A 16,022-nucleotide genomic window follows, 5' to 3' on the forward strand; every position below is an offset into this window, starting at 1 on the left:
AATAGAAGGATGATTTATAGCGTGAAACATATAATCCTTATATTTCAAGTAAAAACGGTGAAGCGCGCCATATGGTGCACTTCACCGTTACGATTAACTCATTACAACAGCCTGTTCCGGCTGACTTTCGAGGCTTCCGGCAGCATTCTCCGCCGTCAGCTTGGCCTGCTTGATGCAATCCGGCATGCCAATGCCGTCATAGCCTGCGCCAAAAGCATACACTCCGGGCAGCTTCTGTCCGAGCTCGCTGCGCAGTCCGGCAATCCTGGACGGATGTCCCACGGGATATTGCGGCATGGAATGTTTCAGCCTTGTAATTTCCGTAAACAACGGCTTGGCAGAAATACCCATGATCTCCCGCAGGTCTTTACGTACCAGCTCAGCCAGTCCCTCATCCGGCAAGTCTACATTCTGCTCATCGCCAGACCGGCCGACATAGCATCGCAGGAGGACGCGGTCATCCGGGCTGGTGTGCAGCCATTTCGTGGAGGTCCAGGTGCAAGCCGTTATATTACGTCCTTCCTTACGCGGCACCAGAAAGCCGGAACCGTCATATTCAGTCACAATATCCTGCTTCGCAAAAGCCATGACTACATTCGCAACCGATACATAGTTAACATTGTCCAGCGCTGACACATCCACATGCGGACGAAGCAGCTCCGCAGCAGCATAATTCTGCACGGTGACGTAGATATCATCTGCCATCAGCTGCTCCCCGTTATCCAATACTACTTCATAACGGGGTGCAGGAACTGTTTCCGAAGTCTGTGAAGACCAAACTGAGGACTCTGTTCCGCTTAAGACCTTTATGGCTGTAACTCCCGTTCCCGTCCGCTGCTCGACATCATGCAGTTCATGAATCAAGGCATGGACGAGACTCTGGAGACCTTTGCGGAAGGTGAGAAAGGCGCTTTTTTTGGTGCCGGTATGCGTTTCAGCCGGTTTCCGTCCCGTCGTCATTCCGCGAATGAGGCTTCCGTACCGCCGCTCTACTTCACCGAATTGCGGAAACGTAGCCTGCAGGCTGATCTTGCGCATATCTCCGGCATAAATTCCGGCAAGCAGCGGCTCTGTCATATTCTCCAGAACTTCTGTCCCCAGCCGCCGTTCGATCAAATCACCTAGTGATTCATCCTCAGAGCTGCGCCGCGGCGGAATGATGAAATCCATCATCGCCCTCATTTTACCGCCAAAAGTGACGAGGCCACTCTTCAGAAACGGCTTGAGCTCTGTGGGTATACCCAGCACAAGACCGGCTGGCATGGGGTGCAGCTTGCCACGTTGCAGTATGTACGTCTTCTTGGCATTCGGGTTCGTGGTTACCAGCTCATGATCGATTCCCAGTTCTTTTGCCAGCTCGCTCATCGCCGTCTTGCGCGCCAAGAAAGAGTCTGGTCCCTTCTCAATCACAAAACCCTCGCGGTGCAGCGTTTCTATCTTCCCGCCAAGGCTCCCTTCCTTCTCGACCAAAACGATATCCGGCTGTATCCCGGCTTCCCGGTAATATTTGCGGACATAAAAAGCGGCGCTGAGGCCACTGAGGCCTCCGCCGATAATTACTACTTTACGGGCAGTGCCAGTCATGATTGGCCCACCTTCAGCCCTCTGGTCTTGGTGCGCACTACATCGCTCAGCACAGACATATACGCAGGGTCACTGTTGAGCGAATCAATACGCATCAGCCGCATATCCAGCTCAGAGGCCAAAGCCTGCGCTTCAATATCCAGGTCATACAGCACCTCCAAATGGTCGGAGACAAATCCAACCGGAGCAACCAGCACATATTTCACCTGCGCCTCACTAAGCTCATGCATCGTCACCAGAATATCCGGTCCAAGCCATGGCTCGGCTGTGCGGCCGGCGCTTTGCCAGGTGAACTGCCAGGAGCTGACTCCCGCCAGCTTGGCGACAGCTTCAGAGGTGGCCAGCAGCTGGTCACGGTAGGGATCTCCCATCGACAGAATACGCTCAGGCAGACTATGGGCGCTGAACAAGACCCGCACCTCTTCACGCACCGCACCTGCTTCCTCAAACAGGTCCAGCTTGGCCGACACTCTGCGGCTAAGAACATCGATCAGCTCCGGATGAAGGTGATAACTCTCCACGAAAGCCATTTCGATTCCGCAAGTCTCCGCCTTTTCCTTGGCACGTTTGATATAGGTGCCTACACTCATGACGGAATAATGCGGCGCGAGCACAATGCCCACAGCATGGGTAATTCCGTCCCGGACCATTGCTTCAACACCGTCCTCAATAAAAGGGTGTGCATGTTTAAGCCCTTGATAGCAGACATATTCTACTTCTTCACCGGTATGACCGCTGTTCAGCGCGGCTTGTAGCGCTTCCACTTGACGGTCCGTGTTCTCCCGCAGCGGAAAAACCCCGCCGACTATAGCTTCATAGCGGTCCTTCAATTCCTTCAATTGCTCTGGAGACGGCGCATTGCCCCGGCGGATATGAGTATAATAGGCTTCTACCCCTTCCAGACTTTCAGGAGTGCCGTAAGACATAACGAGTACACCAATTTTAGTAGTCATGGATTCCATCCCTTTCTGCGGATAATGGGCGCAACAGGTGATCTGATTATAATGAAAGACGAGGGGTTTGGGTTTTCTTCAAAACCTCGCGGGAATAGTCGTGGATATATTCCGTCAGTTCCTTTAGCGTGTCCAAAGATGCCTCGGGAAATAATCCATGCCCCAAATTAAAAATATAACCCGGCTCAAGCATGCCTTCATCTATAATCGCCTTGGCCCGTTCCTTGAGCAGATCCATCGGAGCCGTCAGCAGATAAGGGTCCAAATTGCCTTGAACCGCAAACCCGTTGCCGGTGCGCTGTCTGCCTTCCGTAATGCTGACGCGCCAGTCGAGTCCGATTACATCCGCCTGAAGATTTCTCAGGCTTGACAGTAGCTCTCCTGAGCTGACACCAGGGAAATAAATCTTCGGCACATCAAGATCCGAAAGCCCGGCAAAAATACGGGAAATGGTCGGCAGCACGTAGTGCTCGAAATCACGTGGAGCGAGTGCGCCTACCCAGCTGTCGAATAGCTGAAAGGCTTTGCCTCCGCTGGCTACATGGGCACGCAAATAAGCGATCACCATATCACCAAGCTTATCCATCAGCTTGAACCATACCTGTGGCTGGCTGTACATTAACTCCTTGGTGCGGTGGTAGCTCTTGGAAGGCCTGCCTTCGATCAGATAGCTGGCAATGGTGAAGGGTGCCCCCGCGAAGGTAATCAGCGGCACTTCCAGCTCTTTGTCCAGAATGGCAATGGTCTTCAGGATGTGGCTAAGGTCGCCTTCCACATCAATAGGCTTCAGGCGGTCCACATCGGCAGCACTGCGGATCGGGTTCTCAATAACGGGGCCGATGTTCTTCACGATATCGAATTTTACCCCCAGCGAAGCTACCGGATTCATAATATCGGAGTACAGAATGGCCGCATCCACGCCCAGCTTGCGTACAGGCATCATAGTGACCTCTGCTGCCAGCTCCGGCTGCCCGCAAATTTCGAGCAGCGAGTAATTTTCTTTAATTTTACGGTATTCGGGATCATACCGGCCAGCTTGCCGCATGTACCATACGGGAATGTGCTCCGTGTCTTGCTTCCTGCAGGCGCGGATAAAAGTGTCATTGTAGGTCATGATAAGATCTCCATTAGTTGATAGAATGTGGGTAACGCTTATCCTTTATTATGCTCTTTTTAAAAGTTCGGAACAACCGCCGAACCCGCGAGGTAATGACAATCCCATGACATTACTATGACAAGTGTTGCATCATCTGTCTCTGAAACTATGATATACTGATTAAATGTCTTTTTTTGAGAACTCGTGATCTTTGAATCCCTTGAAAGGAAGTGAAAGCACTTTGAAGAATTGGGAGACCTGGAAAGTCAACCTCATTGTGCTTTGGTTCGGTCAATTTCTGGTTAATGCCGGTATGACCATGATTACCCCATTCCTGTCCCTGTATCTGGCTAAAGACCTGGGAGTTCATGGGGATGCGCTAGGGATGTGGGCCGGACTTATTTTTGCAGCTAACTTTATGACCTCATTCCTGTTCCAGCCGCTCTGGGGCAAGCTGGCCGACAAATACGGGCGCAAAATCATGCTGCTGCGCTCCAGCTTCGGTATGGCGATAGTCATTGTGCTGATGGGCTTTGCCCAGACACCTATGCAACTGTTGCTGCTCCGTCTGCTCAACGGGACGATCTCCGGATTCAATCCGGCTTCCATCGCACTTGTTTCGGGCAATACCCCGAAAGCCCGCATGGGCTTCGCCATGGGGCTGATGCAGTCCGGCTCGGTCGCCGGGACCATTCTCGGTCCGCTGATCGGCGGGGCTCTGGCCGACTGGATCGGTTACCGCCCGATCTTTTATATCGTGGGCGCCTTATTATTTGCCGCATCCCTGCTGGCATTATTTCTCGTGAAAGAGAAGTTCGACCGTGCCGAAGCTGCTCAGGTCCCGCAGATTTCCGTCTTTGCAGGCTTCAAAGAGCTGGCAAAGGTCCCGCAGCTTCCTGCATTGTTCGGTGTAACATTTCTCCTGCAGTTTGCCATGATCGCCCCGATGACCCTGCTTCCGCTCTATGTAGAGAAGCTGCATGGTACCGCAGTGGACATTGCTTTCTGGGCAGGAGTCGTCAGCGCGGTTACGGGCGTGTCCAACATGCTGGCATCACCTGTACTCGGCAAGCTGAGCGACAAGGTTGGCGCTCACCGGATTCTCACCTACGCTCTGATCGGCGCTGCATTGTTTATCATTCCACAGGCTTTTGTGACAACCGTCTGGCAGCTGGTTGTCGTCCGTTTTCTCATGGGTGTCTTCATGGGCGGCCTGCTGCCTAGCGTCAACGCTCTCATCCGCTCCTATACACCTGACGGCAAGGAGAGCCGGGCCTTCGGTTTCAATAGCAGTATGCTGGCTCTCGGGAACATGCTTGGAGCAGTTATCGGCGGCTTTCTGTCCGGCTATATCGGCATTGAAGGATTGTTCCTCATCTCCGGTGGCTTCCTGCTGGTCAATACGGTATGGGTACGTCTGAAGCTGTACAAAGGCGCGGCTCCGCGATTATTCCGCTGATAAGACCAGCGGCTGCACGCTATTTGACAATCGCCAGCGCCAGGCCATCGTAGGCGGGGAGCAGTGTACTTGTCAGCCGTTCATCACTGGCAATCATCTCATTGAAGCGGCGCATAGCCTGTACGGCGGGTCCATTCTTCTCTGTATTCAAAGTGCGTCCGCGCAGAAAAATATTATCTCCGGCGATCACAGCACCCGGTGAAGCGAGCTTGATGGCATACTCCAGATAATTCGGATAGTTCTCCTTATCGGCATCAATAAAGAAGAAATCAAAGGTCCGTCCCTCCGCTTCCAGCAGCTTCAGACTGTCCAGCGCAGGGCCGAGCTTGTATTCTACGGCTTCACCGAATCCGGCCTCTTCCAGGTGCCGTCCGGCAAGCTCTGCATATTCGGCTTTCAGTTCAAGCGAGGTCAGCCGCCCCCCGTTTCGGAGTCCGCGGCAGAGGCAGATACCGCTATACCCGCCGAGTGCCCCAATCTCCAAAATACGGGTAGAGCGGGACATCGCAACCAGCATAGTCAGCATTCGTCCATATCCGGGCGCGATGGACACCTCGGGCATACCGCTCTCCTTAATAGCCTGCTTCACCTTAAGCAGGAGCATATCCTCTGTATATAATTGTTCACTATATTCTTCTTGATGGGGCATATGTATTCTCCTTTATGGTTAGTACTGTTCCTAGAACATCAAGCGGGCAGAATACGGCAGGACGGGCATTGTGCTGCGTCCATCATTCCCCTATACTTGATAAGCAAGCCGTATGAGGACTACCGGAAGCACCGCTTCCCTTATTGTAAAGGTAATATGTATTCATCCACAAGTTAAACGGAGTTGAGCGAATTTGGGCAAATTACAATTGATTGCTACCGCCCCCATGGGGCTGGAAGCTGTTGTAGCACGTGAATTAAACGAACTGGGTTATGAGACTACGGTCGAGAATGGCCGGGTATTGTTCAGTGGAGATTATATCGATATCTGCCGCTGTAATCTTTGGCTCAGGACTTCTGACCGTGTATTGGTGAAAATGGGCCAGTTCCCGGCCAAAACCTTCGACGAGCTGTTTGAAGGGGTCAAAGCGATTGAGTGGCAGGACTGGATTCCCGAAAACGGAGAATTCCCTGTGGAAGGAAGGTCGCATAAATCCCAGCTTACCAGCGTACCTGCCTGTCAGGGCATTGTCAAGAAAGCCATTGTCGAAAAGCTGAAGCTATCCTATCGTACCGAATGGTTCCCGGAGAACGGCCCCCGGTATGTGGTAGAAGTGATTCTTCTAAATGATACCGCTCTGATTACGCTGGATACCACCGGTCCTGCGCTGCACAAACGCGGATACCGCCGCCAGGCAACGGAAGCACCGCTGAAGGAAACTATGGCTGCCGCGCTGATCCAGATCAGCCGCTGGAACGGCCACCGTCCTTTGTATGATCCATGCTGCGGCTCCGGAACGCTCCTGATTGAAGCAGCGATGATTGCCTGGAACATTGCACCAGGCCTGCGGCGCTCATTCCCATCTGAACATTGGCCGGAAATTCCGCAGCGTCTCTGGGAAGAAGCACGCGAGGAAGCCTTTGACGCTGTGCGCGACGACTATCCACTGCAGCTGACTGGCACAGACATCGATCCCGCAGCGATTGAAATCGCCGAAGCCAACGCCAAGAGTGCCGGACTTGCCGGCGAGATCACATTTCAGGCTATCGCTGCCGCCAAGGCCAGACCGCAAGGCGAATACGGCTGCATCATCACCAATCCCCCATATGGGGAACGAATCAGTAATGACAAGGAAGTGGAGAAGCTCACCCGCCAATTCGGTGAAATGATGCTGTATCTTCCGACATGGTCCTTTTTCGCCATCAGCCCCTATAAGGAATTCGAACAGTTCTATGGACGCAAGGCGGACAAACGGCGCAAGCTGTACAACGGTCGTATCGAGTGCCAGTATTATCAATACCTGGGCCCCCTGCCGCCGCGCAATCCGCAATAAACCAGCATATAGGCAGGCAACACCACTCCGCAAAAAAATAAACGGACATTTCCCAATGAGGAATATGTCCGTTTTTGTATTTAGAATAGCACCTTGTCCGGATCGGAGCCCACTCGCTCACCGGCATCCAGTCCGCTGATGGCAGCCAGCTCATCCGCCGACAGCTCGAAATCGAAGATTTCACTGTTTTCCTTAATTCTCGATGCGGTTACGGATTTCGGGATGATCACGATTCCATTCTGCAGCCCCCACCGTAAAATGACCTGGGATACCGTCTTGCTGTGCTTGCCTGCAATTCCTTGCAGCAGCTCATTATTCTGCAGTCTGCCCTTCATCAGAGGGGCCCAGGCTTCAATCTGAATGGAGCGGCTGGCGCAGTAGTCATGCAGCTCCTTTTGGATAAAACGCGGATGCAGCTCCACCTGGTTCACCGCAGGCACTGTTTCACTATCCTTACGCAATTCTTCCAGGTGGTGAATCTGGAAATTGCTCACACCTATTGCACGAACGCGGCCTTCAGCATACAACCGTTCCAGTGCACGCCAGGTAGCTTTATATTTATCCGTGCCCGGCCAGTGGATCAAATAGAGATCAATAATGTCCAGACCCAGCTTCTTGCTGCTGATTTCGAACGCCCTTAATGTCTCATCGTAGCCCTGGTCGGAATTCCATACCTTTGTCGTGACGAAAAGGTTATCCCGCGCAATGCCGCTGGCAGCTATCGAGCGGCCCACCTCTTCCTCATTGCCATAGACCGCAGCGGTATCAATACTCCGGTATCCCAGCTCAAGCGCAGTTGCAACAGCCCGGGCTACCTCTTCACCCTCTGCCTTGTAAGTACCCAGTCCAAACCGGGGCATGACAATCCCGTTATTCAGAATCGTTCCATCGGCAATATGCTTCATTTGGCTCCATTACCTCCTATGTATCTATCTGATTTTGAGAACTTCACCATTATATCATGGGCATTTGCACAAACCCAAACACGAAGGATAGAGGAGAAAAAAGCAAAAAACCTCCGCTTCTCTTAGCGGAGGTGATGCTGTAGCACTGTGTCTAGTCTTTGGTAACCGGCTGTTTGACAAAAGCCTCGGCTTTGGCCAGCACCTCATCTTCCGTCGGGGCACTGACATACCGGCCGTTAATATAGACAAACGGCCGTTTGCCGCAAGGCCCGCAATAAGAGATGCAACCGGTCTTGATCTCGGCGTCCGGTGCCATCTTGCGCAGCTTGGGGAGGATACTTTTCATCTTGATATGATTACATTCGTCACAAATACGTATATCGTTAGCCATGGAGCAACCCTTCTTTATGTCCGTAAAATACGGGCGAACACTTAGTGATCGCCATGATTTCCTTTAGACGGATTAGTGATGACAAAACCTTCTTCGGGGAAGTAGAGATAATCGATCTTCACACCGTCCAGCAACGGCTGGTTCGGGTCAAGAATTACATCAATTTCTTTATCCGTGGATACGACAACATCATTTTCCTTGGGCGTGTCCAGGTCAAGGCCGTAGTGAGCATGATCGCCGTGGGCATGTGTAATGGCTACGCGCAGCTTCAACTCGCTGTTGCCTTCAAGTTCCATCGTTTTCTTTATCACTTTAGCCGCATTGCGGGTAATTTTGACGTTCATCCTCATCCATCTCCCAGGCATCTATAGTTTAAATACTCAATAATTTATTTTAAGTAAATCAGCCCGTAAAAGCAACCATAATGGCGAAATAGATCCGGATGAGGCGGGAAAAATTCTCTAAACCTTCATCTTCCTGCTCCCAGAGCCGGGTATTTGCGTTCCATCCGCGAGACGAACCAGCCCATGAGCAGCATCGTCACACCAATATCATCAATCGGCAGAAACGGCATGAAATCAGGCAGCACCCAATATAAGATTACCGGTATTGTGAACAGCAGCTTGTCCGGCATTGCCACATTCGGGGAGATGACATACTGCCAGGAGTTGCGGAATATATGGGACCATTGCTTAAGCGACAGCAGTTTTCTCAGTTTCATATGGGGCCTCCTAAAAGTTTTGTTAGCATAGGCTACTGTGGAAATCGCTTCGACAAAACTCGCTCCATAAAGCATACACTTTAAGTTTTGTACGTGGCAGCTTCCTGATTAAGCATCAAACAAAACTCGCTCCGAAAGCATACACTTTAAGTTTTATGTGCGGCTACTTCTTCAAAAAAAGGATCCAGCCGCGAAGCGCATCTAGGAATGAATGCGGCCGTACCCTTTGCTGGTATATTACGCAAATTTGCAGAAATTGTTTCATTTTTATTTGAAATTTGAAAGAATGGCTGCTAAAACAAGACCGGTCTCCAGTGCCATATCCTCAAAATCAGCCAGCGGCAGCGGATTTTTGCCACTCCCCAGCTCCACGGTGAAACCGGGCCGGCGGAAGCGCTGAATGAACCAATCCTTGTATCCGGCATCACTGCCGTTCAATTCCACCGCCCTATAGCCGCAGGATGCCGCGAGCAGGGTTGCCAGTACCTTGCTCTCTGGAGGCTCATAGCCCCGGTAATTCCAGTAGATCTCACTCCCCTGGCTGTGCAGTGATACGGCAGCATCGCCGGGAACCTTCTCCGCCAGCTGCGCCAGGGCAGCAGCTTCCGGCTCACTTAGCGCAGCCGTCCCGCTGTAATCACGTGGTCCCGGAGCTGACACGGCCCGCCGATCCCGCTCCTCCTCCCAATGGGCGGGAAACTGGTCTCCGAGATCCACCCCGCGGATGTTGGCCTTCCAGTGACGGAAGCTGCGCCGTCCACAGTTCCATGTTCTCAGCTCATCGTAATAGGGATGACCAGGCCATCCCCCTTCCTGAACCAGTTCCACCCCGTCGGGATTGGCCATGGGCACAGCCCATAATGTCCAGTTGTTGTACCACGCTTCAGGATTGTGGCCATTCCAGTCCTTGCCTGCAGCATAGGCCGCCGCATACTGCTCAACAAAAGACATAAGACATGGCGATGTCAGCCATTCATTCGCATGCAGTGACGCATTGACGTGAAGATGGCGCGGCCCGCGGCCAATCCGCAGCAGATGGAGCGGCTTACCCAGAATGCTTGTGCCTATACTTTCAGCATGAAGAAAAGGATACCTGATGAGCAGCTTTCCAATATCCTCATCCACGTCCGCAGGTCCGTACTCCCCGCGCAGGAATACAGCCGTTTGAGGTGCTGCCTCAGGAATGACCAGCACTTTGCCGGGTGAACACCCGTAGGCCGAACTAACGCCCGGATTCAGCTTTTCAAGTTCCCCTACATCCACTCCAAACAAGGCGGAAATGCTCAAGGCAGCATCGCCCTCCTGCACTACATAGCGTTTGCGCGGAGCAGAAGGCAGATACAAAACCTGCCCCGGGTATAAATACGGCTGCTTGCCTGCCCATGGATTTCCTTGTATCACGTGCTCCGGTGTAAGTCCATGCCTCGCGGCAATCCGGTGAATAGTGTCCCCCTTGCGGGCAATATATTGCTGCATATGTCTCATCCTCCCGGCCCTCTAGTTAGTGTCATCCAATGCCATCAGCCGGAAAGTTCACGGGAGACATTCGGACACAGCCCACTAATCCATTCTATGCAGACAGTGCTGTCCACCATGAAATTTTTGATGAGGCAGATGCAGCAAAAGACCGGAACATTTGCTGTCCCGGCCTCAAGTTTCCGTTCTAAAATCACCCCTGAATCAGGAGTTTGTCCCTATTCAACTCACTGCTGCGATTCTTAGAGCGAAGACACCTGCCATACTACGGGCGTGCGCTTAATCTGCTCCCCGAGCCAATCCCGGGCGATCCGCTGGAACATCTCCGCATCTCCACTGCAGAAGAACTGGTGAATTGGGCTTTCGTCCCCGCTGGCCAGCTTTCCTTTGTCATACAGGATCGTGCTAATCTCTCTTGCGGTCTCGTCCGCTGAGCTGATCAGCTTCACCCCCGGTCCCATCACCTTGCCAATGGGTTCCACCAGGAACGGGTAATGGGTACAGCCCAGAATCAGCGTGTCGATGGGCTCGTATTTGATGCCATTGAGCGATTCTGCCACTGCGATATGACTCTCCTCCGAACGGAACATGCCTTGCTCCACAAAGGGGACAAGCGCCGGACAGGCCTGGCTGACCACCTGAACGAACGGGGAGAGCTGCTTCAGAGCAGCGGTGTAGGCACCGCTCTTGATCGTGCCCACAGTGCCGATGACACCCACCTGACCTGTTTTACTTGCGCTTATGGCTGCACGTGCGCCGGGATGAATGACGCCGATGACGGGAATAGATACTTTGGCTGAGATATAGTCAAGTGCGGCAGCAGTTGCTGTATTGCAGGCGATAACAATCATTTTGGGATTAAATTGAATTAAATAGTCCACAATCTGTTCGGTGAACATTTTCACTTCTTCTGTCGAACGGGGTCCGTACGGGGCCCTTGCGGTGTCGCCAAAATAAATGATTTTCTCCCGCGGGAGCTGTCTCATCACTTCCTTGACAACTGTTAGTCCCCCTACACCTGAGTCTAGTATTGCGATAGCTTGCTGCACGAACACACCGCTTCCTTTTTACTTGTTTTGTGTAGCTTATGTAGAGCAAAAACAAAATGTACCTGGGCTTCAGCCCCAATTGCAGATAATACTCCAATTTGCGGGACAGTTCAAGAGCCGCCCTCCGCCGGAATGCGAAAAGCGGCTCATGGCCGGGAAGAACAAGTATGATTGATGGCGTGAACCATGTAAATCTTTTTTGAAAAAGTGATATCCGCCCAGCCTAGGCGATGCTGCTGCCATCTTTGTCATTTTCGGTGTCATCTTCCAAAGCTGCTTCGGCCTCGGCTTCAGTATCAAGCACATCCAGCTCTACCAACTCATCAAGCTCTTCACCAGCTTCATCATAAATGATTCCAGCCTCTTCACCTTCTGCAACAATACCGCTTACCGCAGCCTTCTCCTCTTCATCGGCACAGGTATATTGCTTGCTCCATTCCTTGACTTCAGTGACGACAGTGAGGGCAGCGTCTTTGGTTTTGCTGTACAGCTCCGTGCTTTTTTCACTTACCGCTCCGGCAACTTCCTGCACTTTATCTATGGCTCCCGCAGTTCCGTCCGCAATGTCCTTGCGCAGCTCCTTGCCGGGCTTAGGGGCGAACAGTAATGCCGTTACAGAACCTACCACAGTGCCGGCAAGAATTCCCCACAGCAAGCTTTTGTCTTTTTTCATCTTTCATCTCTCCCTTGGAATCGTTTTGAGCCTCTGCCCGGCCATCCGGGCTATCGCCTAGTTCTGCTACATCATAAGCAAAGAGAGTTTGTCTTGTGACAGATTATCCGCTCATTTCCGAAGTTTTGTCTTTCTTGAGGGGCGCTATGGCATACCGGCAGCTCTGACCGCCTTCAGCCATACATTCCGTTCGGGTTACCTTCGCGCCCAGCAGTTCCTCGAACAGCCCCTGTTCACACTGGCAAGCCTTGCGGTATTGGGTTGCCACCTGGCGGATTGGACAGTTGTACTCCTGCATCACAAATGTGCCGTCCTCTTCCCGGTTCCACTCGGCCATATAGCCGCCTGCATTCTGAATGGAGGATAGCTCGGCAACCCGTTCCTCCAGACCACGGTTCTCCATCATGGGTGAATACTGAGCCAGCATACGCCTTTTACGGCCTTCAAACAACACATTAACCGCATCCAGCCCACTTCCGTGATCCAGCTCACGCAGCAGCTCCAGTGCCAGATTATGATAGCTTTTGGGAAAATGGTCTTCTGCCCGCTCTGTCAGCGAATACACATGCAGCGGACGCCCCAGCGCCTGGCGGACGACCTTGGTTTTGGCCAGCGATTCCTGCTCCAGCTGCAGCACATGCCGCCGGACACCCATTTCGGTTATTCCCAGTTCCTCCGCGAGCGCACCGATCGTCAGCGGGCCTTTCATCTTCAGGAGCGTCATTATCATGCGCCTCGTCGATCCGCTTTCCTGCCCCTTCTTCATCATCAAGGACCCCTTCCTTTCACAGCTGACGCCTGTGGTCACCTCTATATCATTATCTCCCTGTTGCGACTGCAATGTTATACTGGAGCCTGTGCGCCCAGCTCTTGATCCAGATAGCTTCGCACCTCGGCCGCAAATTGCTCCAGCGCCTCCGGCAGCAGCGCGGCAAGAGGGTGCAGCGCCGTTCGGTCCCATACATAGTAATCCTGTACCAATGGCTTGCGGAGCGCCACAAGCTGGATCAGCAAATCATATAGGCCGCTGCCGGCAAAAACCTTTTCCTCATGGATGATGGAAATAATGTCCTCGTAGCTTCCGGCATCACGCATAATGAATCCGTCAATCAAAGAGCTGCCTACATCGGTAACGACCTCGATCGCCAGATGCAGACATCTTTCCTGAACTAATCCCATGAATGTTCCGCCATCCCACGAGGCTGACGCTCCCCGCAGTCCGGTATTGATATCGGGAATCTGCCCGAGTATAGTTTCGATCTGTTTCCGGTTGACATAGTACACAGTAGACCCTCCAAATCAGGTGATGTGGCAATTGAGCGGCTAGCAGAGTCCGAACTATTTCCCCCGTTTGCCACGGCGTTTCAGCCAGAACAGCATAATGATGCACGCGGCCAGAAATACGACCAAATAGGTTAACGCTTCCATCGGGTATTCAAGCTCTCGCATAGACGTCACACCTTCCGGTATTGATGGCGGTTCCCGCCTTATTCTGCATTCTCTCCTAGATTTCGTAATCCACGGCAAATGAGACTTCTTTGACCTCGTTGATGTGTGCAATGACTTCCTTATGGGCCGGATGCACCTGATACGCCTGTAAATCCTCCATAGATGCAACTACCGTCACCAGCGCAATATCAAAAGAACGCTCAGAGTGAATGAGATCAGCCCCCACCTCGATGGAGATTAGCTGTGGAATCTTGCCTTCCATGTTCCGGAGCACCGCTACGGTTTCCTGGACTTTTTCCGGAGCACGGTCTTTTAATTTGAAGAATACAATGTGCTTAATCATCTATATCGCTCCCTGCGCCTTAAGTATTGTAAAATAGATTACTAAAAATATATCATACCAGCATCACTTCTGAAAGAAACTTAAGCACAGGCGGACCGTCAAGCATTTCACCCTGGACGAAAGTGTAACCAAAATGTTAAAGTCATATAAAGCCGACCCAGAATATTTACTAAATTATTAAATCAGTATATCGGAGGAATTATGCCTAAGAATCAGCAAGAATCACATAAAATTCAGGCCTGGTCTCTGATCAACCGCAAATATCTTGGACAAGGTGTACGGGTCAAAAGATTCCGCCGGCCGAAGCGCAGCCAAATCCGCAACCGTGTGCTGCTTGCCATTCTGATGGCTAAAGACATGAAGCTGTCCCGGCTTGCGGAAGAGCTCTCCGTCTCTTCGCGCAGCGTTAGCGCATGGGTCTATGAAGGACGTATTCCTTCCAGAACCAATCTGGAGAAGGTCTGCCGTATTCTAGGCTATCCGTCCCATATCTTGTTCAATGAGGCTCTTCTGCGGCAAAGTCCGATTGTATGCCAGCCGACGCCTTCACGCTTCATGAAAAGAGCCAATGCCCATTCCCCTCAGAGTAATGTGATTCTTACGGGGCTGTGCATGGTATATGATTTTTCCGTTACAGATGTCAGCATTTGGATTGGAGTCCATCCCGGAACGTTCCGCAAATGGCTGCATCAATGCCACCTTCCTACACTGGCGCTGCAGGAAAAAGCCGAGAATTTCTTCCATATTCCGCGCCATATCCTGTTTGCTGACTGCGAACGGCGTTAACAAGTAGCAACGGCCTCGCCATCTGTTAAAAAAGCGTATGCTTTCGAAGCAGCGATTCTGCGTTTCGCTTTCAGGTATCCGTTTCAGCGAGAAATCTGGAAAGCCGCAAGCTACATACTGCAACTGCGCATAACTGCTTATTATACCATCACCAGGCCCTGCTTCCTTTGGAAGAGGGCCTTTTGGTGTTCCTCTGCTTCCTCAGCGTGAAACCTTTAATGTATATGTTAATAAAAGGTCATACTACAAGAAGACGTCCAGATTAATCTTCATAAAAACACAGGAGGTGCGCGGGTGGAATTGAATGGAATATTGACGGCCGGCCTGACCGACTCTTGGGATGTAGCAGAGGGTGTAGCCGGTCTTCGGACATTATTTGTCAACGTTGTCTATATAGGTCATTCTGCATCAGATTGGATCCTGGTTGACACCGGACTAGGCAATTTCGCAGGGAGCATTCTTCAAACTTCCTGGGAGCGGTTCGGCAAGCCGCCGGCAGCCATTGTCCTGACACATGGTCATTTTGATCATGTTGGCAATCTAAAGGAGCTTTTGGAGGAATGGAAAGGGGTTCCGGTGTACGCACATCGCTTGGAGCTTCCTTATCTCACAGGCTCCCGGGATTATCCTCCAGCTGACCCTGCTGTAGGCGGAGGCCTCATGGCCACTGTATCGCCGCTATACCCGCACAGGGGGATTAATCTTGGGGATGCTGTTCATCCGCTTCCGCAAAATGGCACGGTCCCTTACGCGGAAGGCTGGACCTGGGTGCATACACCAGGCCACAGTCCTGGCCATATTTCTCTTTTCCGGCCTGACGATAAGGTGCTTATTGCCGGGGATGCCGTGATCACTGTCAAGCAGGAGTCGGCTTTTGCAGTCATCACCCAGCACAAGGAGCTGCACGGTCCTCCGGCCTATTTCACAACGAACTGGGTAGAAGCGGAGAAGTCCGTCCGCAAGCTCGCTCTCCTTGACCCGAGGATCGTAATAACCGGACATGGACTGCCCATGTCCGTGCCCGAGCTGTCCACGGAATTCGCCCATTTATGCAAGACATTCAAGGAGCTATCGGTCCCCACTCAGGGGAAATTCGTCTAATTCCCGGCGCGGCCTGTACATCATATGGGGCCGCGCCCTGCAATGATTTCCTTT

18 protein-coding genes are annotated in these 16,022 nt (G+C 52.1%); 4 read left to right on the top strand and 14 right to left on the bottom strand.

Translation table 11 applies throughout. The features are described from left to right. Positions 1–93 precede the first annotated feature (93 nt). The 3 genes from hemG to hemE are packed head-to-tail and all read right to left on the bottom strand — an operon-like array spanning position 94 to position 3,651. Positions 94–1,584: a protoporphyrinogen oxidase gene (hemG, locus tag ACTJKB_RS04430; RefSeq protein ID WP_440832025.1), complete on the bottom strand. Its 1,491-nt coding sequence runs from the start codon at positions 1,582–1,584 to the stop codon at positions 94–96. After that, the gene (gene hemH / locus ACTJKB_RS04435) at positions 1,581–2,537 is read right to left on the bottom strand and encodes a ferrochelatase (protein WP_440832027.1); all 957 of its coding nucleotides are present in this window, start codon (positions 2,535–2,537) and stop codon (positions 1,581–1,583) included. Before hemH ends, hemG begins: the two co-directional genes overlap by 4 nt. Positions 2,538–2,583: 46 nt before the next feature. Further along, positions 2,584–3,651 (bottom strand): uroporphyrinogen decarboxylase, encoded by a 1,068-nt coding sequence (gene hemE, locus ACTJKB_RS04440; protein ID WP_440832028.1) that lies wholly within the window; start codon positions 3,649–3,651, stop codon positions 2,584–2,586. A 223-nt stretch (positions 3,652–3,874) separates the two neighbouring features. On the opposite strand from hemE, the gene ACTJKB_RS04445 reads away from it, so the two are divergent. Continuing rightward, a complete protein-coding gene (locus ACTJKB_RS04445; RefSeq protein ID WP_440832029.1) occupies positions 3,875–5,092 on the top strand; it encodes an MFS transporter in 1,218 nt (405 codons plus the stop codon). A gap of 19 nt (positions 5,093–5,111) precedes the next feature. On the opposite strand, the gene ACTJKB_RS04450 is transcribed toward ACTJKB_RS04445, so the two are convergent. After that, entirely contained in the window at positions 5,112–5,741 is a 630-nt protein-coding gene (locus ACTJKB_RS04450) for an O-methyltransferase (RefSeq protein WP_440832031.1), read from the bottom strand. Positions 5,742–5,934: 193 nt separating this feature from the next. On the opposite strand from ACTJKB_RS04450, the gene ACTJKB_RS04455 reads away from it, so the two are divergent. Continuing rightward, complete coding sequence (locus ACTJKB_RS04455; protein WP_440832033.1) at positions 5,935–7,074, top strand: THUMP domain-containing class I SAM-dependent RNA methyltransferase; 1,140 nt, start codon at positions 5,935–5,937, stop codon at positions 7,072–7,074. Positions 7,075–7,154: 80 nt separating this feature from the next. Here ACTJKB_RS04455 and ACTJKB_RS04460 read toward each other — a convergent pair whose 3' ends face one another. From ACTJKB_RS04460 to ACTJKB_RS04505, 10 genes are all read right to left on the bottom strand, one after another. Beyond that, a complete protein-coding gene (locus tag ACTJKB_RS04460; RefSeq protein ID WP_440832035.1) occupies positions 7,155–7,979 on the bottom strand; it encodes an aldo/keto reductase in 825 nt (274 codons plus the stop codon). A gap of 151 nt (positions 7,980–8,130) precedes the next feature. Beyond that, positions 8,131–8,370: a DUF1450 domain-containing protein gene (locus ACTJKB_RS04465; protein WP_074086075.1), complete on the bottom strand. Its 240-nt coding sequence runs from the start codon at positions 8,368–8,370 to the stop codon at positions 8,131–8,133. Between the two features lie 41 nt (positions 8,371–8,411). After that, on the bottom strand, positions 8,412–8,714 hold the full coding sequence (locus tag ACTJKB_RS04470; protein WP_038589576.1) for a HesB/IscA family protein: 303 nt from the start codon (positions 8,712–8,714) through the stop codon (positions 8,412–8,414). A gap of 125 nt (positions 8,715–8,839) precedes the next feature. After that, a complete protein-coding gene (locus ACTJKB_RS04475) occupies positions 8,840–9,091 on the bottom strand; it encodes a hypothetical protein (protein WP_440832037.1) in 252 nt (83 codons plus the stop codon). 267 nt (positions 9,092–9,358) lie between these two features. Further along, positions 9,359–10,567, bottom strand: a complete 1,209-nt coding sequence (locus ACTJKB_RS04480; RefSeq protein ID WP_440832039.1) for a M14 family zinc carboxypeptidase — start codon at positions 10,565–10,567, stop codon at positions 9,359–9,361. 242 nt (positions 10,568–10,809) lie between these two features. Beyond that, a complete protein-coding gene (gene racE, locus ACTJKB_RS04485) occupies positions 10,810–11,616 on the bottom strand; it encodes a glutamate racemase (protein ID WP_074112763.1) in 807 nt (268 codons plus the stop codon). Between the two features lie 223 nt (positions 11,617–11,839). Then, a complete protein-coding gene (locus ACTJKB_RS04490) occupies positions 11,840–12,289 on the bottom strand; it encodes a YtxH domain-containing protein (protein WP_440832040.1) in 450 nt (149 codons plus the stop codon). Between the two features lie 103 nt (positions 12,290–12,392). Further along, positions 12,393–13,058 carry a helix-turn-helix transcriptional regulator gene (locus ACTJKB_RS04495; RefSeq protein ID WP_440832042.1) on the bottom strand — a complete coding sequence of 222 codons (666 nt, stop codon included), beginning with the start codon at positions 13,056–13,058 and terminating at the stop codon, positions 12,393–12,395. Between the two features lie 74 nt (positions 13,059–13,132). Next, a complete protein-coding gene (locus tag ACTJKB_RS04500) occupies positions 13,133–13,573 on the bottom strand; it encodes a DUF86 domain-containing protein (RefSeq protein WP_074086069.1) in 441 nt (146 codons plus the stop codon). A gap of 220 nt (positions 13,574–13,793) precedes the next feature. Then, positions 13,794–14,081, bottom strand: coding sequence for a Dabb family protein (locus ACTJKB_RS04505; protein ID WP_440832043.1), 288 nt, complete (start codon positions 14,079–14,081; stop codon positions 13,794–13,796). Between the two features lie 201 nt (positions 14,082–14,282). On the opposite strand from ACTJKB_RS04505, the gene ACTJKB_RS04510 reads away from it, so the two are divergent. Together ACTJKB_RS04510 and ACTJKB_RS04515 are read left to right on the top strand one after the other, a co-directional pair. After that, on the top strand, positions 14,283–14,867 hold the full coding sequence (locus ACTJKB_RS04510; RefSeq protein ID WP_440832044.1) for a helix-turn-helix domain-containing protein: 585 nt from the start codon (positions 14,283–14,285) through the stop codon (positions 14,865–14,867). 294 nt (positions 14,868–15,161) lie between these two features. Then, a complete protein-coding gene (locus tag ACTJKB_RS04515) occupies positions 15,162–15,968 on the top strand; it encodes an MBL fold metallo-hydrolase (RefSeq protein WP_440832046.1) in 807 nt (268 codons plus the stop codon). Positions 15,969–16,022: the final 54 nt, after the last annotated feature.

It is taken from the genome of Paenibacillus sp. 22594, from assembly GCF_052044425.1.
In the GTDB taxonomy this organism is placed as follows: domain Bacteria; phylum Bacillota; class Bacilli; order Paenibacillales; family Paenibacillaceae; genus Paenibacillus_AQ.